This is a genomic window from Endozoicomonas sp. ALE010 (assembly GCF_049310165.1).
Lineage (GTDB): Bacteria > Pseudomonadota > Gammaproteobacteria > Pseudomonadales > Endozoicomonadaceae > Endozoicomonas.
The window spans coordinates 37,734-53,904 of record NZ_JBLYNV010000039.1; the positions used below are offsets into that span (position 1 = coordinate 37,734).

15 protein-coding genes and 1 tRNA gene are annotated in these 16,171 nt (G+C 50.2%); 6 read left to right on the top strand and 10 right to left on the bottom strand.

What is annotated here, in order from left to right; all coding sequences use genetic code 11:
- Positions 1 to 187: 187 nt before the first annotated feature.
- Positions 188 to 1,438, bottom strand: a complete 1,251-nt coding sequence (sstT, locus tag ACO6UY_RS15815; protein WP_422445798.1) for a serine/threonine transporter SstT — start codon at positions 1,436 to 1,438, stop codon at positions 188 to 190.
- A gap of 216 nt (positions 1,439 to 1,654) precedes the next feature.
- Between sstT and ACO6UY_RS15820 the strand changes: the two genes are divergently transcribed.
- Positions 1,655 to 1,822 carry a hypothetical protein gene (locus tag ACO6UY_RS15820; protein WP_422459700.1) on the top strand — a complete coding sequence of 56 codons (168 nt, stop codon included), beginning with the start codon at positions 1,655 to 1,657 and terminating at the stop codon, positions 1,820 to 1,822.
- Positions 1,823 to 1,897: 75 nt separating this feature from the next.
- Here ACO6UY_RS15820 and ACO6UY_RS15825 read toward each other — a convergent pair whose 3' ends face one another.
- Positions 1,898 to 3,220 carry a hypothetical protein gene (locus ACO6UY_RS15825; RefSeq protein WP_422459702.1) on the bottom strand — a complete coding sequence of 441 codons (1,323 nt, stop codon included), beginning with the start codon at positions 3,218 to 3,220 and terminating at the stop codon, positions 1,898 to 1,900.
- A gap of 297 nt (positions 3,221 to 3,517) precedes the next feature.
- Positions 3,518 to 4,603, bottom strand: a complete 1,086-nt coding sequence (locus tag ACO6UY_RS15830) for a hypothetical protein (RefSeq protein WP_422445802.1) — start codon at positions 4,601 to 4,603, stop codon at positions 3,518 to 3,520.
- 585 nt (positions 4,604 to 5,188) lie between these two features.
- On the opposite strand from ACO6UY_RS15830, the gene ACO6UY_RS15835 reads away from it, so the two are divergent.
- Positions 5,189 to 5,464 carry a hypothetical protein gene (locus tag ACO6UY_RS15835; protein ID WP_422445804.1) on the top strand — a complete coding sequence of 92 codons (276 nt, stop codon included), beginning with the start codon at positions 5,189 to 5,191 and terminating at the stop codon, positions 5,462 to 5,464.
- Positions 5,465 to 5,569: 105 nt separating this feature from the next.
- Here the strand turns inward: ACO6UY_RS15835 and ACO6UY_RS15840 are convergent.
- The 3 genes from ACO6UY_RS15840 to ACO6UY_RS15850 all read right to left on the bottom strand — a co-directional run bounded on the left by ACO6UY_RS15840 (position 5,570) and on the right by ACO6UY_RS15850 (position 6,807).
- A tRNA-Arg gene (locus ACO6UY_RS15840) sits at positions 5,570 to 5,646 on the bottom strand.
- Between the two features lie 120 nt (positions 5,647 to 5,766).
- A complete protein-coding gene (locus ACO6UY_RS15845) occupies positions 5,767 to 5,979 on the bottom strand; it encodes a flagellar biosynthesis anti-sigma factor FlgM (RefSeq protein WP_422445806.1) in 213 nt (70 codons plus the stop codon).
- Positions 5,980 to 6,417: 438 nt separating this feature from the next.
- Positions 6,418 to 6,807: a hypothetical protein gene (locus tag ACO6UY_RS15850; RefSeq protein WP_422490556.1), complete on the bottom strand. Its 390-nt coding sequence runs from the start codon at positions 6,805 to 6,807 to the stop codon at positions 6,418 to 6,420.
- Between ACO6UY_RS15850 and ACO6UY_RS15855 the strand changes: the two genes are divergently transcribed.
- Entirely contained in the window at positions 6,797 to 6,982 is a 186-nt protein-coding gene (locus ACO6UY_RS15855) for a hypothetical protein (protein WP_422490558.1), read from the top strand. The two genes, ACO6UY_RS15850 and ACO6UY_RS15855, sit on opposite strands and share 11 nt — an antisense overlap.
- A 450-nt stretch (positions 6,983 to 7,432) precedes the next feature.
- Here ACO6UY_RS15855 and ACO6UY_RS15860 read toward each other — a convergent pair whose 3' ends face one another.
- Both ACO6UY_RS15860 and ACO6UY_RS15865 read right to left on the bottom strand, forming a co-directional pair.
- A complete protein-coding gene (locus ACO6UY_RS15860) occupies positions 7,433 to 8,584 on the bottom strand; it encodes an ABC transporter permease (protein WP_422459705.1) in 1,152 nt (383 codons plus the stop codon).
- Positions 8,581 to 9,300: an ATP-binding cassette domain-containing protein gene (locus ACO6UY_RS15865; protein WP_422445812.1), complete on the bottom strand. Its 720-nt coding sequence runs from the start codon at positions 9,298 to 9,300 to the stop codon at positions 8,581 to 8,583. The genes ACO6UY_RS15860 and ACO6UY_RS15865 overlap by 4 nt, the downstream gene beginning before the upstream one ends.
- Before the next feature lie 296 nt (positions 9,301 to 9,596).
- Here ACO6UY_RS15865 and ACO6UY_RS15870 point away from each other — a divergent pair, with 296 nt between their 5' ends.
- From ACO6UY_RS15870 to ACO6UY_RS15880, 3 genes are all read left to right on the top strand, one after another.
- Positions 9,597 to 10,526, top strand: coding sequence for an OmpA family protein (locus ACO6UY_RS15870; RefSeq protein ID WP_422445814.1), 930 nt, complete (start codon positions 9,597 to 9,599; stop codon positions 10,524 to 10,526).
- Between the two features lie 234 nt (positions 10,527 to 10,760).
- Complete coding sequence (locus tag ACO6UY_RS15875; RefSeq protein ID WP_422459711.1) at positions 10,761 to 11,642, top strand: DMT family transporter; 882 nt, start codon at positions 10,761 to 10,763, stop codon at positions 11,640 to 11,642.
- A 5-nt stretch (positions 11,643 to 11,647) separates the two neighbouring features.
- The gene (locus tag ACO6UY_RS15880; protein WP_422445818.1) at positions 11,648 to 12,376 is read left to right on the top strand and encodes a tRNA1(Val) (adenine(37)-N6)-methyltransferase; all 729 of its coding nucleotides are present in this window, start codon (positions 11,648 to 11,650) and stop codon (positions 12,374 to 12,376) included.
- 167 nt (positions 12,377 to 12,543) lie between these two features.
- Here the strand turns inward: ACO6UY_RS15880 and ACO6UY_RS15885 are convergent, their stop codons facing one another.
- Both ACO6UY_RS15885 and ACO6UY_RS15890 read right to left on the bottom strand, forming a co-directional pair.
- Positions 12,544 to 12,762 (bottom strand): hypothetical protein, encoded by a 219-nt coding sequence (locus ACO6UY_RS15885; protein ID WP_422445820.1) that lies wholly within the window; start codon positions 12,760 to 12,762, stop codon positions 12,544 to 12,546.
- A 141-nt stretch (positions 12,763 to 12,903) separates the two neighbouring features.
- Positions 12,904 to 16,171, bottom strand: a 3,268-nt coding sequence (locus ACO6UY_RS15890) for a beta strand repeat-containing protein (protein ID WP_422490559.1), incomplete at its 5' end; no start/stop codon positions are given.

Below are 16,171 nucleotides of genomic sequence, written 5' to 3' on the forward strand. Positions count from 1 at the left end.
ATGACGCATTGATTGCGATGGTCAGGAATTGTCTTTTAACAAGTTACCGATTTCCGTTCACCCTGAGTGCTGAGCTTGTCGAAGTATCGAAGTTCGGTGGCACCACCCTTCGATACTTCGACAAGCTCAGCACTCAGTCCGAACGGAGTCAGGCAATGAAAATAGGGAGGTATTTCCAGACAACTCCTTAAACGCTCACAGACGGAGGCTCTGCCCGCCCAGCCGCCTTGCGTTCAGCCGCTATGCATGCTGCCGCCGTAAAGACGACATCGGTAGAACTGTTCAACGCCGTTTCCAGAGAATCCTGAATCACGCCAATAATAAAACCGACAGCAACAACCTGCATGGCAATATCATTAGAGATACCAAACAGGCTACAGGCCAGCGGGATCAGCAATAAGGAACCACCGGCCACACCGGAAGCGCCACAGGCAGAAACAGCAGCCACGATGCTGAGCATCAAAGCGGTTGGCAGGTCAATGGAAATACCCAGTGTATGAACCGCTGCCAGCGTCATTACGGTGATGGTAATGGCGGCACCTGCCATATTGATGGTAGCCCCGAGGGGGATGGACACTGAGTAGGTATCTTCGTGGAGATCCAGGCTTTTACACAGCTGCATATTCACCGGAATATTGGCTGCCGAGCTGCGGGTAAAGAAGGCCGTCACACCACTTTCCCGGATACAGCGCAGCACCAGGGGGAAAGGATTCTGACGAATCTTCAGGTAAACGATCAACGGGTTAACAATAAACCCGATCATCAACATGCTGCTGATCAGAACCGCCAGTAACTTGCTGTAACCGGCCAGCACCCCAAAACCGGTCTGGGCAATGGTATTGGCAACCAACCCGAAAATACCGATGGGAGCCAACTGGATGACAAAGCGTACAATGGCAGAAACCGCCATGGACAGGTCATGCACCATAACCCGCGTAGACTCACTGCCATGACGCAATGCCAGGCCCAAACCGATGGCCCAGGCAAGAATACCAATAAAGTTGCCTGTCAGCAGAGCCTCAACAGGGTTCTGCACGACCTGGAACAGCAGTGTATGGAGAACCTCCATAATACCTTCCGGAGGCAGGGCTGCACCGCTATTGGTCACCAGCGTCAAGGTCACCGGGAAAAGAAAACTCATGGATACCGCGACAAAAGAAGCCGCCAGTGTGCCAAGAATATAGAGGAAAACAATCGGCCGCATGTTTGTGTGCTGCCCCTGTTTCTGGTTGGCAATGGAAGATGCCACCAGTACAAATACCAGCACAGGGGCTACCGCTTTCAAGGCCCCGACAAACAGGGAGCCCAGAAAAGAGATGGCCACCGCAGTTTCCGGCGAAACAACCGCCAGACCAGCACCCAGGGCAATACCGATAATAATCCTGAGAACCAGGCTGGTGTTAGCCATTCGGTCATATAATGATTGCGCTTGACTCATGATTTACCCGCTGTACTACGTTCAAGTTTTTATCAGTCAACAATTTATAACATCTGCCTCACGAAATTCCCGCGCATAAGAGTATTACCGGCCTGCGGGAATTACGTGAAAATAGTATCACAGTACAGAGGATAAACTTCAGATTTAATTTTTTGCATCAATTATGTCAATCGCATCTATCCTGTTGCCTACCGAAACAGACACCGGAGCATGGAAATGAGACAGATTCTAGTCCCGAAAACTATCTTTGAGCTGCAACCCGTCAAGGACTGTCACGGAAAAACCAAGCTGGAAGAAAAACCAAAAGTCGTCTGGGGCATAAGAAACATTGTGGTGATACCACCAGCAGAGCTCCTGTCTCTGCTATTTCGCGGCAGATATTGATAGTTCGCTGTTCCTGTAATCTCCCGTCAATAAAATACCTCTGAAAAACAACAAGTCCTGCTCAAGCCCCATGGCTTAAACCAGCTGACTCAGCTGATCTTTGACATTCTCTGCTGTCGGGCGCTTTTGCGGGTCTGCCCGGGTGCACTGATCTATCAGACGAATCAGTGGTGCCAGCATATTTTGATCGTCTTCAGCCAACGAAATACTTATCGGACCGGACGGCATATTCAGCGCCAACAGGCTCTTGTTATTGGCCAGGAAGCCCGTAGTCCGGTCCACAGCATGCTCCAATTTTGCACAATCGTACAACTCACTGGTTTTCATATAGTCAAATAGTGATAACTGCAAACCTTCATCCGCTTTAAACCGCTCCCCCTCGCCGAAAGTGGCACAAACGATAACCGCCAGCATTACACCAAAAGACCAGATATCGCCCTCCCGGGTAGCGGAAGTATATTGCCAGGGGGCAAACGGTTGTTCAGGATTATCAAAAACGCCGGGAAAGCGCAGTTCTGGCGGTTGCCAGGCATTGTTGTAAAAAATGAACCGTTTGCTGCCCAGTGTATCTGGCCCCGGTACCACATCCACCCTACTGAAACGCTCCGGCAGGCCCGGACCCAGCCAGCCTGAAAACTCCCGAAGCCCTTCCAGACGGATATCTCCGTGGGCCACTCCCCGTTCGTGCAGGTTTGCCAGGGTATCCACTACCTGGCTCAGACCATGGATAACATCACCGAGAACAGCGCCTTTCGACAAACATTGCTCAATGTAAGGCTCTGCCAGACTTTCCAACAGCGGCCACTGCCCGGTTACCGAGGAAGCAATCCCGGCGTCAGCCAGCCTGGGCAACCCCTTTAATCCCCATTGATAAATATGATGCTGCCGGGCGGTGGTGGAGACCATCTCCAGCAATTGATCGATTGACTCATCCAGCCTTTCTGCATCCGGTATTGCCGGGACAGACGGAAAAGAAGGGCTCCGCTGATGGGGCTTGCCAGCTTCATTAAGCAGTTTAACGTTCTGGTCATTGAGCAACATTAACGTCCCCACTGGCTGGCCTTCGCCATCCGCCCCCCTGACCGATACCTGCCCCGCCCAGGCAAACCAGGAATATCGTTGTGGTTCAATGGTGATGGCTCTGCCAAAGCTGCTGATATTCAGGGAGTTCAGCAGCGTAACCTGCCAGCGCTCGTCGGAATCCATATCATTCCTGCTCGCTTTCCTGAAAACCTCGTAGGTTTCCCACTCAGGTCTCTGTTCAAGCAGTTTGATCTCTAAATGTTCGACAGGATGGACACTACGATATTTGAATGCACTGCCAACTTCACCACTTTTATCCGGCACGATCGCATGAAATTGCAGCGCAGAAGCATTCTCAACAACTGGCAGGGACATCAATGAACTCCTTTATGGCATTTTTATTGTCAGGCAATTAAAGATAGCTCAATCGGATATAAACAGTGATGCCATTGTTAAGAAACTGCGGTGATCAGAATTGCCTCATGGCTTTAGACAGACAAGGAACCTCATCAATTAAATGGGTTATGAAGTTCCAGGGTATTCAGGAAGCTGTTGCCCCGGACAGGGGAATTGGTGGATAAGATAAGCTATCTTGCTGACTGCGGCTGAAGTTATGTCCCAATAAGTCAATGATGAAAAATAACATGCAGGGATTACGTAATAACCAGTCAGTTATAGTTCATCACTCATACCTGTTTTGGAGGTGTAGACAGGCTTCAGTACCATTTTGGCGACCCCTGATTTCATGGGTACAAAAGTATTTAAATTATTTCTCTGGAGGCGAACGGTATCCAGAATGTCGTCTGCATTCATCCTGTCCAGGGCATGATAAAAATCGGCACTTTCGGTTGAAGAGCGGTTACTGAGAATACCAAGTGCATTCTGGATATGACCTATTTCAGGATGGAATGCACCGGCGAGTTGCAATCCAATTTCTACAACCCTGCTGAGGATTTTGCCAATAAGTCTAAAGGGTATTTCTGAGTCATTTTCCATCAGAGTCAGTTGTACAGAGTCTGCATCCAACCAGATAATCAGCTCAGTATTGCCCTCATTGACACCTTTTTTTTTCGCCCAGGGAATTTCAATCGTATCTTCACGAATCGGCTGGTCGCTATTGTAGTAGGTGAGATGCATATAAATTTCAGGCGTGCTGAAAAAATGCTTGACGACTTTTTTCAGGTCCAGCTCCAAGAGAAAGGCACGCTCAGGCAGGCGTTTCGTAGTATCGGTATTGGGGTCGACGATAGATTTTGTATGAATAACTGGAGTACTGAGTCGGGCAGGGCGATGAACCAGCAGGATGATATCTTTGTCCAGATCATCGACGTTCTTCACAGTGAAATCGCAGTGTTTACCCTGGCAGGATGAAGAACTGGCTATTTTCACTTTGCGGGGCTGATCCTGCTCCTTTGGTAACAGGAAGCCAATGTAGGGGCTATCGGTTTCTTTGACTTTGCGATAACGAAGCTTCATCAGAGAGCCTTTGCTCCGCTCACCAAAGTGAAAACAGTCCGCGACTCTCTCCAGCTCTTCAATTTGCTCGGTAAAGTCATCCAGAACGGTTTCAGGTATTTCTGGATAATGTGCTTGAAAGGTTCCAGGCAGGCTCCGCAGGGTAAGATCACCCACTTCATCTAACTGCGAGGGATTAGTGGCCAGTTTGCGAATCTGATCCAGATGCTCCGACGGCTTCAGGGTTTCGATAAAGCTCTTTTTCAACTCCATGAAGGTTTGTTCCTTTTTTGCAAAACTCATGGCTGCAATACCCGAGCATTCTTCGGCAAATGCAGAGGGAAGAGTGAAACACAAAAGTAAGGTAAGGGTCAGGGGAATACACGCATTCATAATGAACCTGAAGAGCAAACAAGAAACAAACGTACAACTTAATGAAGGAGAAAAGAAAACCGATACTACAGTTGTCTAGATGAGGCTGCCTAATCTGTCAAGGTCCGCTGTGGAATATAGCCCGAATATTTTATAAATAAGAGCAGGTTTCGCTCAATCACCGATATGATTGGGTCGACCAAAAGAAAGCTTGGGAAGAAGCAAACCGGAACCTGCTATGGTGAGCTGGAGTCAAGCATTGAGAGCAACGCCCTTGAAATGCAGTGAAGAGGAGATTTACCTGAAGTGATGTGGTTGCAGACATGTCTGATCCTTCAGAGATTTTGAAAAACGCCACTTATTAGGCAATGGACCAACAATCTTCACTCTTACCATCAATCAAGACAGTTTGATAAATATTGCCAATAAATTACCCTGACTTTAGGGGTTGCTGCATCGTCACTATTTGCTGCGGTGTTTTGGTTTGTATGCCACCGGGTAAACCCATGGAAGCCGTTGGCTGATAGCTCGGGTATTTCTGTTCATTCAAAGCACCTGTTCCACGATCCGGACGGTTCAACGATTAGCAACAAACAATTCTCAGCCAGGTTTAAGGACTGCATGAGCCGCTGTGTTGCTTCCGGAAAAATCACGGCAGAGGAACGGTTCACCTTTCACCAGTTGAAAGCCAAAGGTGCCTCCGATCACGAAGACAACCACTCAGGCCACAAGACGAAAAAAGGGAAGAAAATCTACATCAATAAAACGCCGAAAGTGAAGGGGTCACGGTAAGCGACGATTATTATTTAAACAGTTGTTTTGTTCTCAATTTTTGTTCTCATTTGAGCTTGTAAAAATAAATCTTTATCTGTTATTCCCACAAGCCCTTGATTTTACTGGCGCTCCCAGGAGGATTCGAACCTCCGACCTGCCCCTTAGGAGGGGGCTGCGCTATCCAGCTGTGCCATGGGAGCATGCGTTATCGGACTGATACCAAGGCATACACCTTCACAAACGCGTTTGAAGCGTACTTCATTCACAGTGGATGATCAAGCCTTGGCAGGATAAAGGATTTCTAACTGACGTAAATTGACTCAGGGGCTGTCTTTCTCGGGAAACACGATTTCAAGCTGTTGTTCAAAGGCAAGCATTTTTTCGGCGAGACGCTCGCTGTCAACCATCAACGTCCCATCAAGGTATGCCTGGCGCAGGCGGCTGACACGATCTTCTGTAGCATTGATAACAAAACTTAGTTTCTTCTCGGAGCCTTCCAAATTCGTACTTGACTCTCGATGCTCTTTATCCATGTTCACTCCTTGAACGTTGAGAAATTTTTTTCACTGGCAAGTCGGACATACTGTCACCTCCAGTTCAGGCTGTCTACCCATGATGCCTATTATTTTAGTATACAAGTTTCATACCAATTGAGGTGTGTAATGACTCCGGATACCTCGTTAAACACAACAGTGAACTGATAGCGAGGTTATCAATGGGAACGCAGGTAATCACCAATGGAATACTATGAGCCTGTTGGAGGATAGACTGCACTGCTATTGTGCAGTAATAGCGAATTGATCAATGAGAGAGCAAAGCAAAAGTCTGACAATAATCTACACGACCATTTTCAGCAGAAGATACCTTGCTTGACAACAAGGCTCTTCTGAAACTCAGTTTTAAAGCGTCTCTTGCTTAAACAGCCGATTAACAAGCCATCGCTTTCAGCGCATCGCAAGAGCCAGACACCATCAATTTTCCTCCTTTTTTCCTTCTTCTTGCGTGTTTTCGATGACTTCGTCAGGTTCCGCACCTTCATCCGCGCCCTGAGTCTCACCTTCAGTTTCCGGAGAATCATTTTTCTCCGGTTCGGGTTGCTCTGCAGCAGCTTCCGGAGCCTCTGAGCCATCATCTATCTGAGCAGACTGGAGCTTGTCTGTCATTGATTTAAGCTGTTCCTTTTCATCAGACTCTTTCGGAGTTACTCCTGCCTCTGCTGCACTCTCTTCAGAGCCCGTTTCTTCTGCATCACCTGCCCCCTTGTCACTCATTTGAGCGTCGGCTTTGGTTTCCTTAACGGTTTTATCACTTATTGAATCACCTACAGCCCCTCCTTCTTTTCCTGGTGCTTTGTCTGGCATTTCATTCTTCGTATCCCCTGAGGCCACTGTTACAGTATCCGTTCCAGCTATATTGGAAGAAACGGTTATTGCCGCACCATTTGAACCCGGCGAATTTGCAGAGGTTGTCAATGGCTGGGTGGTGGCTGGTAAAGATGACAAGCTGTCCATAAATAAAAACCTCTTTTTTCTTTAGTAGACACCTACCATAGACTTTGACTACCTCTAATTGGTTTCAATGTTTTTTAGAGTATTTTTCTCATAATTTGTCAGACATTATTGCTATGATTTTTAACAGGGAATGTAGCTTGCAAGCCATCATCAATAGATATAGATCGATTGACGTTTGAATTCTGCGAACGTGATGAAATTTATTGGCAGGTTGTTGTATAAAAGATGAAGGTATACGCAGTGACAGATAACAGGATTCTCAACGTTTAAGTAGCTGGCCATATGGAATCGAATATTTCTGGCTACTTGGGCTGGTACTATGCGAGGCACAACGGAGGGAGCATAGCCGTAGCTATGTGACCGGAGTTGTAACGAAGCAGAGTGCCAGCACAAGGAGTCAGAAATATATGATTTCATATGGTTAGCTACTTATGGTGGCAGCCCCATCCATGGATGCCGCCTTAAACCATTCAATCTAAGTTCTTCGGGAAAAACCATAGATTCGCCATGCCGGCAGGCAGGCCACCAGAAAACCCAGTAAAAACAGCGACAACAACCAAAGCAGTTGTTCAAAAGGCAGTGCGATGCTGCTCACAACAGGAATCCAGCCCCCCAGGAACAGAGTCGATACTTTATAGAGAACAACACCAGAACAAAGAGCAAACAGGATTTGCAGCATCGGTTCTGCCAATGTCAGGACTGCCAGCTGCCACGGGCTTACCCCTACCATTCGTAGCAGTTCGACTTCCTGTTTTCGCTCGGCAAAACCGGCAGAAAGATTAAAATACATCATCATCAAAGAGAGCAATCCGATGATAAAACTCATGGCCATAAACACATTATTGAGCATTCGCTGATAGTGCCCAAGCTTTTCCAGTTCTAACGCAGGAATCACTACTTCAAGTGGTGTATTGAAGGTTGACTTCAGTTCTTTCTGCACCTTAAAGAGGGTGTGGTGATGGCGCAATTTTATCAAAATGAAATTAAGATGATCAGTTTTTATGCCATGGGCTTTTCGGATTTTTCGCAGCCCTTCAATAGGAATTAAAATATTACTGTCCAGTGAGGTTCCGGTTTCCATTAAAACCCCCTGAATAATAAATGGCGTTTGATACTCATCTTTTGATGAGGGTGAAAAGCCATTGGCTATCTTCAGGGTTTCTCCGGGCTGATAGTCTCCCGCCAGTCTGGCACCAATAAATGCCGAACGATGATTTCTGAACTCCGTGCCTGATCCATTGCCAATAAAATTAAGGGCTTTCAGCTGCAGCGTTTCCATATAACGTGCAGTACTGCCAGTCACTGTATATCCAAGATGGCTTTCGTTGGTAGACACCGGCGCAGCCCACTCCACATCCTTCAGTTCAGCAATGGTTTCATAGAGATCCCAGGATATTACCGGAGGAGGAGGGCCAATGCGAAAAAGGCTGTAAAGGACAAGATGTGCTGGCTGTGAAGGCGCTCCGACAATCAGGTCTGCACCTGAAGACACCTGTCGGGCATAGGATCGTACAGCTTCATGAATATGGCTGATCACCAGAAGAAGCGCAATGCTGAAAGCAAGAGCCAGAATCGAAATGGTTGTGCGTCCGGCTCTCTGACCAAGGCTTCTGCGCATAATCTTCATAATGACCATCGGTTTTCACGCTCCCTTGCCTGGTTCAAGGTATCCATGTTCACATACCGGTCAAAACCATCAATGCCGTTTTCATCATGGGTGGTACAGATCAGTGTGGCTCCACTTGCACGACACTCATCCTGTAACAGCTGGTAAACGGCTTTCTTCCCCTTGCAATCCATAGCCGAAGCCGGTTCATCCGCCAACACCATTTCAGGCTTGCCGATCAGCGCACGGGCAATGGCAAAGCGTTGCTGTTGACCGGCGCTGTATTGCGCAGCATTTTTTGATAGCCGTGACGGGTCTGTTAAACTGAGCTTGCGAATCAGACGAATGGCATCCTTGGCGGCCGTTTCAGATTTCCTTTCTGCTTCAGACCGCCTTTTCGCCGAGAAATAGCAGGGCAACAAAATGTTATCGAATGCACTTAGATATGGCACCAGCCGATAATGCTGGAAAATAAATCCGATAGAGTCGGCACGGAGTCTTTCCAGAGAGGAGGTGCCAATTTTTCTCATATCATTGCCCAGAACCATCAGGTCACCACTGTTATAGCGAACAAGCCCCATCAGGGCTCTTAACAGGGTGGTTTTGCCAGAGCCATTCCTGCCTTGAAGGCACACCGTTTCACCAGCATCAATAACCAACTCCGGAATTCGCAAAACTTCAGTTTCACCAATACTCTGCTCAAGGTCATGAATGGCAACGGCCTGGACATTTGTCATCTTAATATTTCCGCCTTGATAAAGACCCGCAGTCAGGATAAACAACGATCCTGGTTTTCATGGTCATGGTTATCGGTCGTCTGCCAATAAAGATAAGCACCTGTAATGGGCTTCATAATCTGATCATGGAAAACAACAGGCTCATTTCATATGGAAAGAGACTCTGGCAGTGAATATTTTGGCCTATACTCGAAGCTGCCAGTCATCCAATAACCTGTCTGTTTTATCTGCGCGAGAAATCCCTACCCGATTAGACGTCAACCCTTCCCTAACTTGACACACCCGGAGTTTGATTCATGCCCTTCATCACTCCCCTTAAAACACTAACACTGTTCATCATCACCCTTTTTCTTGCTGGCTGCGCCAGTGATGGCCATCTGAACCGGTGGAGCCAATGTGCCCTGATCGGGGCGGGTACCGGCGGTCTTGTTGGCGCTGCAGCCAACAGTACGAGTTCATCCGACAGAGGTAAATCGGCCGCTTATGGTGCTATAGGTGGTGCCCTGGTCGGTACCGCTATCTGTGCGCTGACTGGCAGTGACAGTGATCACGATGGTGTTCCTGATAACAAAGACCGCTGTGCAGACACCCCCAAAGGCGTAACCGTCGATCACAGTGGCTGCCCGGTAGACTCCGATAATGACGGGGTTCCTGACTACCTGGATAAGTGCGCCAACACCCCTTACGGTGTCACAGTGGATGCTCACGGTTGCCCCGATTCCGACGGTGATGGCGTACCAGACAATATGGATCGCTGCCCCAATACCCCTGTCGATATGGCGGTTAACCAATATGGCTGCCCGATCGACAGTGATGGGGATGGTGTTCCCGATGACATTGATAAGTGCCCGGATACCCCCGAAGGCATTCCCGTCGATGCGGATGGCTGCCCACTACAGAGAGAACTGGGAATGGTTTACTTTGGCTTTGATAAAGCAGACATTGACCCGCCGGGCCGTCAGGCGCTGGACAAAATCGCTGATGTTGCCAAACAACAGTCTGACATTCATCTGACAGCTGTTGGTTACACCGACTCAACCGGCCCGCTGGAACACAACCGAAAACTGGCACTGCGCAGGGCTGAAAGTGTCAAACAATACCTGGAAGAGCGTGGCGTCAGTGGCAATCGCATCAAAGCCGTGGCCGGTGGTGTACTGGAGAGCGGAGATCAAACCAGAGAAGGCCGGAGAAACAACCGTCACGTGACCATCACCATTGAAGGGTAACCTTCATTAACTATTCAGGAACTGTTGTTTAATAACTTCGACATTTCAATAAGCGCTACCCGCTGCCCGAAAAAGACAGGCCACTTGTGCTTTTTTGGGAAGCGGGTAGCGAGCAAGTCTCAGCCAACGGCGGAACTTATTCCGCGACAATTCCTTACCTGTTTCTTTTGGAGCCTGTGAGATAGTATTGGTCAATACTCAAACCTACTCACCCAAAGTCTCCAAGCAGTATCCATGACAGACAATAGCAAAGCCTGTTTTTACGCCCTGGCCACGGCCTTATTGTGGTCGACCATTGCCACCGCCTTTAAAATAGCCCTTAAATATCTCGACCCATGGCAGCTGGTATTCTGGTCCGTGGCAACCTCCACCACCCTGCTTACCATCATTGTCATGATTCAGGGAAAGGCTGGTTTAGTTGTCTCCCAATTCAAACAATCATCGGGATTATTCCTGGCCCTGGGGCTGTTAAACCCTTTTCTCTATCACGTTGCCCTGTTCGGCGCTTACGACCTGCTTCCGGCGCAACAGGCGCAGGCATTAAACTACAGCTGGCCAATGGCACTGACCCTGCTTGCCGTTCCTTTGCTGGGTAAAAAACTGTCGCTTACCAGCCTGCTCTGCTGCCTGCTGGCCTACGGGGGTGTATTGCTTATCTGTACCCGTGGGGAGTTTGAAAGTCTTAATTTCGCCAGTCCCATCGGTGTTATTCTGGCACTGTCAAGCACCATTATCTGGGCGCTTTACTGGCTATTGAATACCCGGCGCGAAGGGGATCCTGTGGTTGGCCTGCTGATCTGCTTCCTCTGTGGACTGCCCTGGATTATTGGTGCCACCGCCCTCTTCTCCGATTTCTGGCCCATTGCCTCTGAAGGTCTGGCAGCAGCGGCCTATGTTGGTCTGATTGAAATGGGCTTTGCTTATATCCTGTGGCTGAAAGCCCTTAAACTGGCGGACAATACTGCCATGGTCAGCAATATCAGCTACCTCAGTCCGTTTCTATCACTGATTTTCATCGCCAATATTCTTGGTGAGTCTATCTATCCGGCCACCTATGCTGGCTTGATTATGATTATTGTTGCCGTTCTGGCTCAGCAGCACTTGAGTAGAAAATAAACGCCATGGCCAGAAACAGCTACTTTGCTTTTAAGCAGTTCAGAATTGACCAGGGTGAATGCGCCATGAAAGTCACCACGGATGCCTGCATCTTTGGTGCGCTTATTGCTGAGTCATCCGGCTTACGACATAGCCAGTCCATTCTGGATATTGGTGCAGGCACCGGGCTGCTCAGCCTGATGGCTGCTCAGAACTGCAATGGGAAAATCACGGCCGTGGAGCTGGATGAAGAAGCGTCACAACAAGCGGTCCTTAACTTTGCCGCCAGTCCCTGGGCCGATCAGCTGCAACTGGTCAATAGCGCTATCCAGATATTCTCTGCCACCAGTCAGCAACGCTTTGACTGTATCATTTCGAACCCGCCTTTTTTTCAACAATCCTTCAAGGGGGACGACCAGCGACGCAACATGGCCCGTCATACCGACAGCCTGAGTTTTACGGATCTTGCCAGGGTGATTTCCCGGCATTTGGCGACCACTGGCGAAGCCTGGATTTTACTGCCCGTGGATTCCACACAGCATTTTTTGAAAGCGGCTGCCACGGAAGGACTGGGTCTGATAAAGCAGATTGGGCTGCGTTCTTCCAGCCGTCATGGGAACCACCGCTATATCCTGGTGTTAAACCGGGATAAACCTCTGGAAACGCACGAGGAGACGGTCACTATATATACCCAGCCTCCTCACTACACGGAAGAAACCAGGCAGTTGATGTCACCTTATTATCTGGCTCTCTAGCACATCATTGCGATGAGTTTGATGTGTACAATCTCCGCTCACCCTGAGCGAAGTCGAAGGGTGATTGGCACAGTCTTTTTCAAGGTATGGTGTTTACGCCCTTCGACTCCGCTCAGGACGAACGGAGTTTGGGAATCATTAACCATCAATTGCATTGCAGCCGCACACTAGTAATCAGCCATGATATTCGATGCAAGTTCGTCAGACCTCAGGCCAATGTTCCGGTCACTTTGCATGACCTGCTCACTGATTGATGAATTAAGATGATCGGATGAGTAGGGAATGGCCAGTCGGACTCGTGGCCGGTTATCAAACTCCACTGCCCATAGCAACGTGACCAGAAACACGCCGCAAAATACCCACGCTGGTTTAATTTTTTTGAACACATTCAAATTTCAAGACCATATATGGCACTGATTTCTAAAAAAAAGCTCCTTTGGTAGTAGGAGCCTCGTTTTTTTTGGTGACGGGTATCAGTCAGGATTATTCCAGTTGTGATCACTGATTAAAACGTTTGTCCATCTCAGCTACTTTATCAAGCCGTCCCACTCTGTACCGAGTTCATTTATTTCACGGGCTGGTTCCTGCACAGGAACACTCTGCCTGTTCATTCGTTCCCGGATTCCCTTAATACCCTGGGATACCGAGTTGACCGCAGCGCTTGCCAGTTCTTTACCACGGGTAAGTGGTTTCATCGCCAGCTCCTTACCACGCAACCCATCCTGGTAACCAGTAACCCATTGATAGGTTGAATAGCCGGCAATCCCCAATCCGCCCGCAGCCAGAAGGGAACCTGTGGTAATTCCCATCGCCGCGGCTGTTGACGCTGTAGCGGCATTACTGCCGTCCATGTCGGCAATCATTCCTTCATCGCCAACACTCTTGTGCCCGATGCCGTGGTGTACCCCGGTGTCGGCAACCATTCCTCCATCGCCAACACTCCTCCGCCCGCGGTGGTGTGCCCCGGTGACGGCACTGTCGACCGTGCTGTTCACTACCGTGGGGTTGTCAACTATTCCTCCATAGTTAACCTGCCCAGCCCCGAAGTCGGCGCGTGCATTTTTACCCGAGGTTTTGACCGTGCAGTACTCCGCCGTGGTGTTGACAACCGTTCCTCTATTGTTAACCTCCCCACCCCCGATGCCAGCGTGTGCGTACTCACCCGAGGTGCTGACATGGCTATCTACCGCCTTGGTGTTGGCAACCTCTCCTCTATAGTCAACCAATCCCACCCCGATGGCGGCGTATGCTTCCGTTTCCGTGGTATTGACCGTGCAGCCCACCGCCTCGGTGTCGGCAACCTTTCCTCCATTGAAAACCACTCCCCCCCCGATGCCGGCGTAGGCATTTTTACCCGTGGTGTTGACCATGCTGTTCTCCGCCATGGTGTTGGCAACCGATCCTCTGGCGACAACATTGCCCCCTCCGATGCCAGCGTATGCATTGTCACCCGAGGTTTTGACCGTGCAACCCTGCGCTGCGGTGTTGCCAACCTTTCCTGTAACATACCCCCCCCCGATGCCGGCGTATGCCTGGTCTTCTGTGGTTTTGACCGTGCTGCCCACCGCCCTGGTGTTGCCAACCTTTCCTCCAAAGTAAACATTCCCCCCCCCGATACCGGCGTATGCACTCTCACCCGAGGTTTCCACCGTGCTATCCACCGCCGTGGTGTTGACAACCGTTCCCAGATCGGAAACCTGCCCCCCTCCGATGCCGGCGTATGCATTCTCACCCGAGGTATTGACCGTGCTGTTCTCCGCCGTGGTGTTGCCAACCATTCCTCCAGCGACAACGTTACCACCCCCGATGCCGGCGTATGCATATTCACCCAGGGTTTTGACCGTGCTGTTCACCGCTTTGGTATTGGCAACCGTTCCTCTAACTTCCCCACCCCCAATGCCGGCGTAAACTTTGTCACCCGAGGTTCTGACATGGCTATCTACCGCCGTGGTGTTGGCAACCGTTGCTTTAGCTTCAACCAGCCCGCCCCCGATGCCGACGTATGCACCCTCACCCGAGGTTTCGACCGTGCTGTTCCTCGCCGAGGTGTTGGCAACCGTCGCTTTAGCTTTAACCAGCCCGCCCCCGATGCCGGCGTATGCACCCTCACCCGAGGTTTCGACCGTGCTGTTCCTCGCCGTGGAGTTGGCAACCGTGCCGCCAATATCAACCTCCCCCCCGCCGATGCCGGCGCATGCACTCATACCCGAGGTTCTGACATGGCTATCTACCGCCCTGGTGTTGGCAACCGTGCCGCCAATATCAACCTCCCCTCCGCCGATGCCGGCGTGTGCAGCGTTACCCGAGGTTGTGACATTGCTGTTCTCCGCCGTGGTGTTGGCAACCCTTCCTCCCGCTTTAACCAGCCCTCCCCCGATGGCGGCACCTGAAAGGACACCCGAGGTTTCAACCGTGCTGTTCACCGCCATGGTATTGGCAACCGTTCCTTTAACCTGCCCGCCCCCGATGCCGGCGCATGCATTGACACCCGAGCTTGAGGTTTCGACCCTGCTGTTCACCGCCGTGGTGTTGGTAACCATCCCTTCAACCTGTCCTCCCCCAATGCCGGCGTATGCATAAAAACCCTCGGTTTCGACCCTGCTATCGACCGCCGTGGTACCGGCAACCTTTCCTCCAATATCAACCTGCCCTGCCCCGATGCCGGCATCTGACCCCCAACTCAAGGTCTTGACCGTGCTGTTCACCGCCAGGGTGTCGGTAACCGTCCCTTTAACCAGTCCCGCTCCGATACCCGCCTCGGCACTGTATTGCGAGGTTTCGACCCTGCTGTTCACTGCGGTGGTGTCGGCAACCGTTCCTCCGACACCAACCCTTCCCGCCCCGATGCCTGCGTTTGAATACCAATCAGAGGTTTCGACCGTGCTGTTCACTGCGGTGGTGTTGGCAACCGTGCCGTCATCGAAAACCTCTCCCCCCCCGATGCCGGCGGGTGCATTCCTGCCCGAGGTTGAAATATGTGCATTTTCGGCCAGGATATCCCTGACTGTGCCATTAACTTTACAGGCCACCAGACCTGTGGGCCCCTCGGAGTTTATATGGGCACCGGTAAAGTGAAGCTTGCTAACGGTGCCTTGGTGCAGCTTTTTAACAAAACAGTTAGTCAGGTTGTCGATCCTGTGATAATCGCCAGCGTACTCGCCGGTGAATGGGTGGGTATCATTGCCAATGGATTGATAGTCTTTAGTGACAACAATATTCGCTGTCTGTTGATAGGTACCGTTTAGTGGATAGTCGGGATGTCGACCAATCTTGCCCAGGGTTTTTGCATCATTAATCTTTATGGGTGTTGACACTGTGGCGGCATTTTCCGGGCAAGCATTACTGTTCGAAAAATCCAGCGCATCCAGAAATTCAGTTCTCGAAGAGCAATTGGCTGTTAACACACGCAGGTCTGCTTTTTGGCAAAGAAGCTGATCATTGGAGATAGATCCAGAATTCTCTTTAATGCCATTGACATAGCTGTTCACCGCCGTGGTGTTGGCAACCGTTCCTCTAACGTCTCCACCCCCGATGCCGGCGTCTGCATCTGTACCCGAGGTTTCGACCCTGCTGTTCACCGCCGTGGTATTGGCAACCGTTCCTCTAACGTCTCCACCCCCGATGCCGGCGTCTGCATCTGTACCTGAGGTTTCGACCGTGCTGTTCACCGCCGTGGTGTTGGCAACCGTTCCTTCGACCCAAACAATCCCCCCCCCGATGCCGGCGTCTGCATGTGTACCCGAGGTTGCGACCGTGCTGTTCACCGCCGTGGTGTTGGCAACCGTTCCTTCGACC

What these genes read in the sequence shown, in the direction of transcription:
- sstT (WP_422445798.1), bottom strand. Translation starts at nt 1,438, where the DNA reads ATGAGTCAAGCGCAATCATTATATGACCGAATGGCTAACACCAGCCTG.
- ACO6UY_RS15820 (WP_422459700.1), top strand. Translation starts at nt 1,655, where the DNA reads ATGAGACAGATTCTAGTCCCGAAAACTATCTTTGAGCTGCAACCCGTC.
- ACO6UY_RS15825 (WP_422459702.1), bottom strand. Translation starts at nt 3,220, where the DNA reads ATGTCCCTGCCAGTTGTTGAGAATGCTTCTGCGCTGCAATTTCATGCG.
- ACO6UY_RS15830 (WP_422445802.1), bottom strand. Translation starts at nt 4,603, where the DNA reads ATGAGTTTTGCAAAAAAGGAACAAACCTTCATGGAGTTGAAAAAGAGC.
- ACO6UY_RS15845 (WP_422445806.1), bottom strand. Translation starts at nt 5,979, where the DNA reads ATGGATAAAGAGCATCGAGAGTCAAGTACGAATTTGGAAGGCTCCGAG.
- ACO6UY_RS15850 (WP_422490556.1), bottom strand. Translation starts at nt 6,807, where the DNA reads ATGCCAGACAAAGCACCAGGAAAAGAAGGAGGGGCTGTAGGTGATTCA.
- ACO6UY_RS15860 (WP_422459705.1), bottom strand. Translation starts at nt 8,584, where the DNA reads ATGAAGATTATGCGCAGAAGCCTTGGTCAGAGAGCCGGACGCACAACC.
- ACO6UY_RS15865 (WP_422445812.1), bottom strand. Translation starts at nt 9,300, where the DNA reads ATGACAAATGTCCAGGCCGTTGCCATTCATGACCTTGAGCAGAGTATT.
- ACO6UY_RS15870 (WP_422445814.1), top strand. Translation starts at nt 9,597, where the DNA reads ATGCCCTTCATCACTCCCCTTAAAACACTAACACTGTTCATCATCACC.
- ACO6UY_RS15875 (WP_422459711.1), top strand. Translation starts at nt 10,761, where the DNA reads ATGACAGACAATAGCAAAGCCTGTTTTTACGCCCTGGCCACGGCCTTA.
- ACO6UY_RS15880 (WP_422445818.1), top strand. Translation starts at nt 11,648, where the DNA reads ATGGCCAGAAACAGCTACTTTGCTTTTAAGCAGTTCAGAATTGACCAG.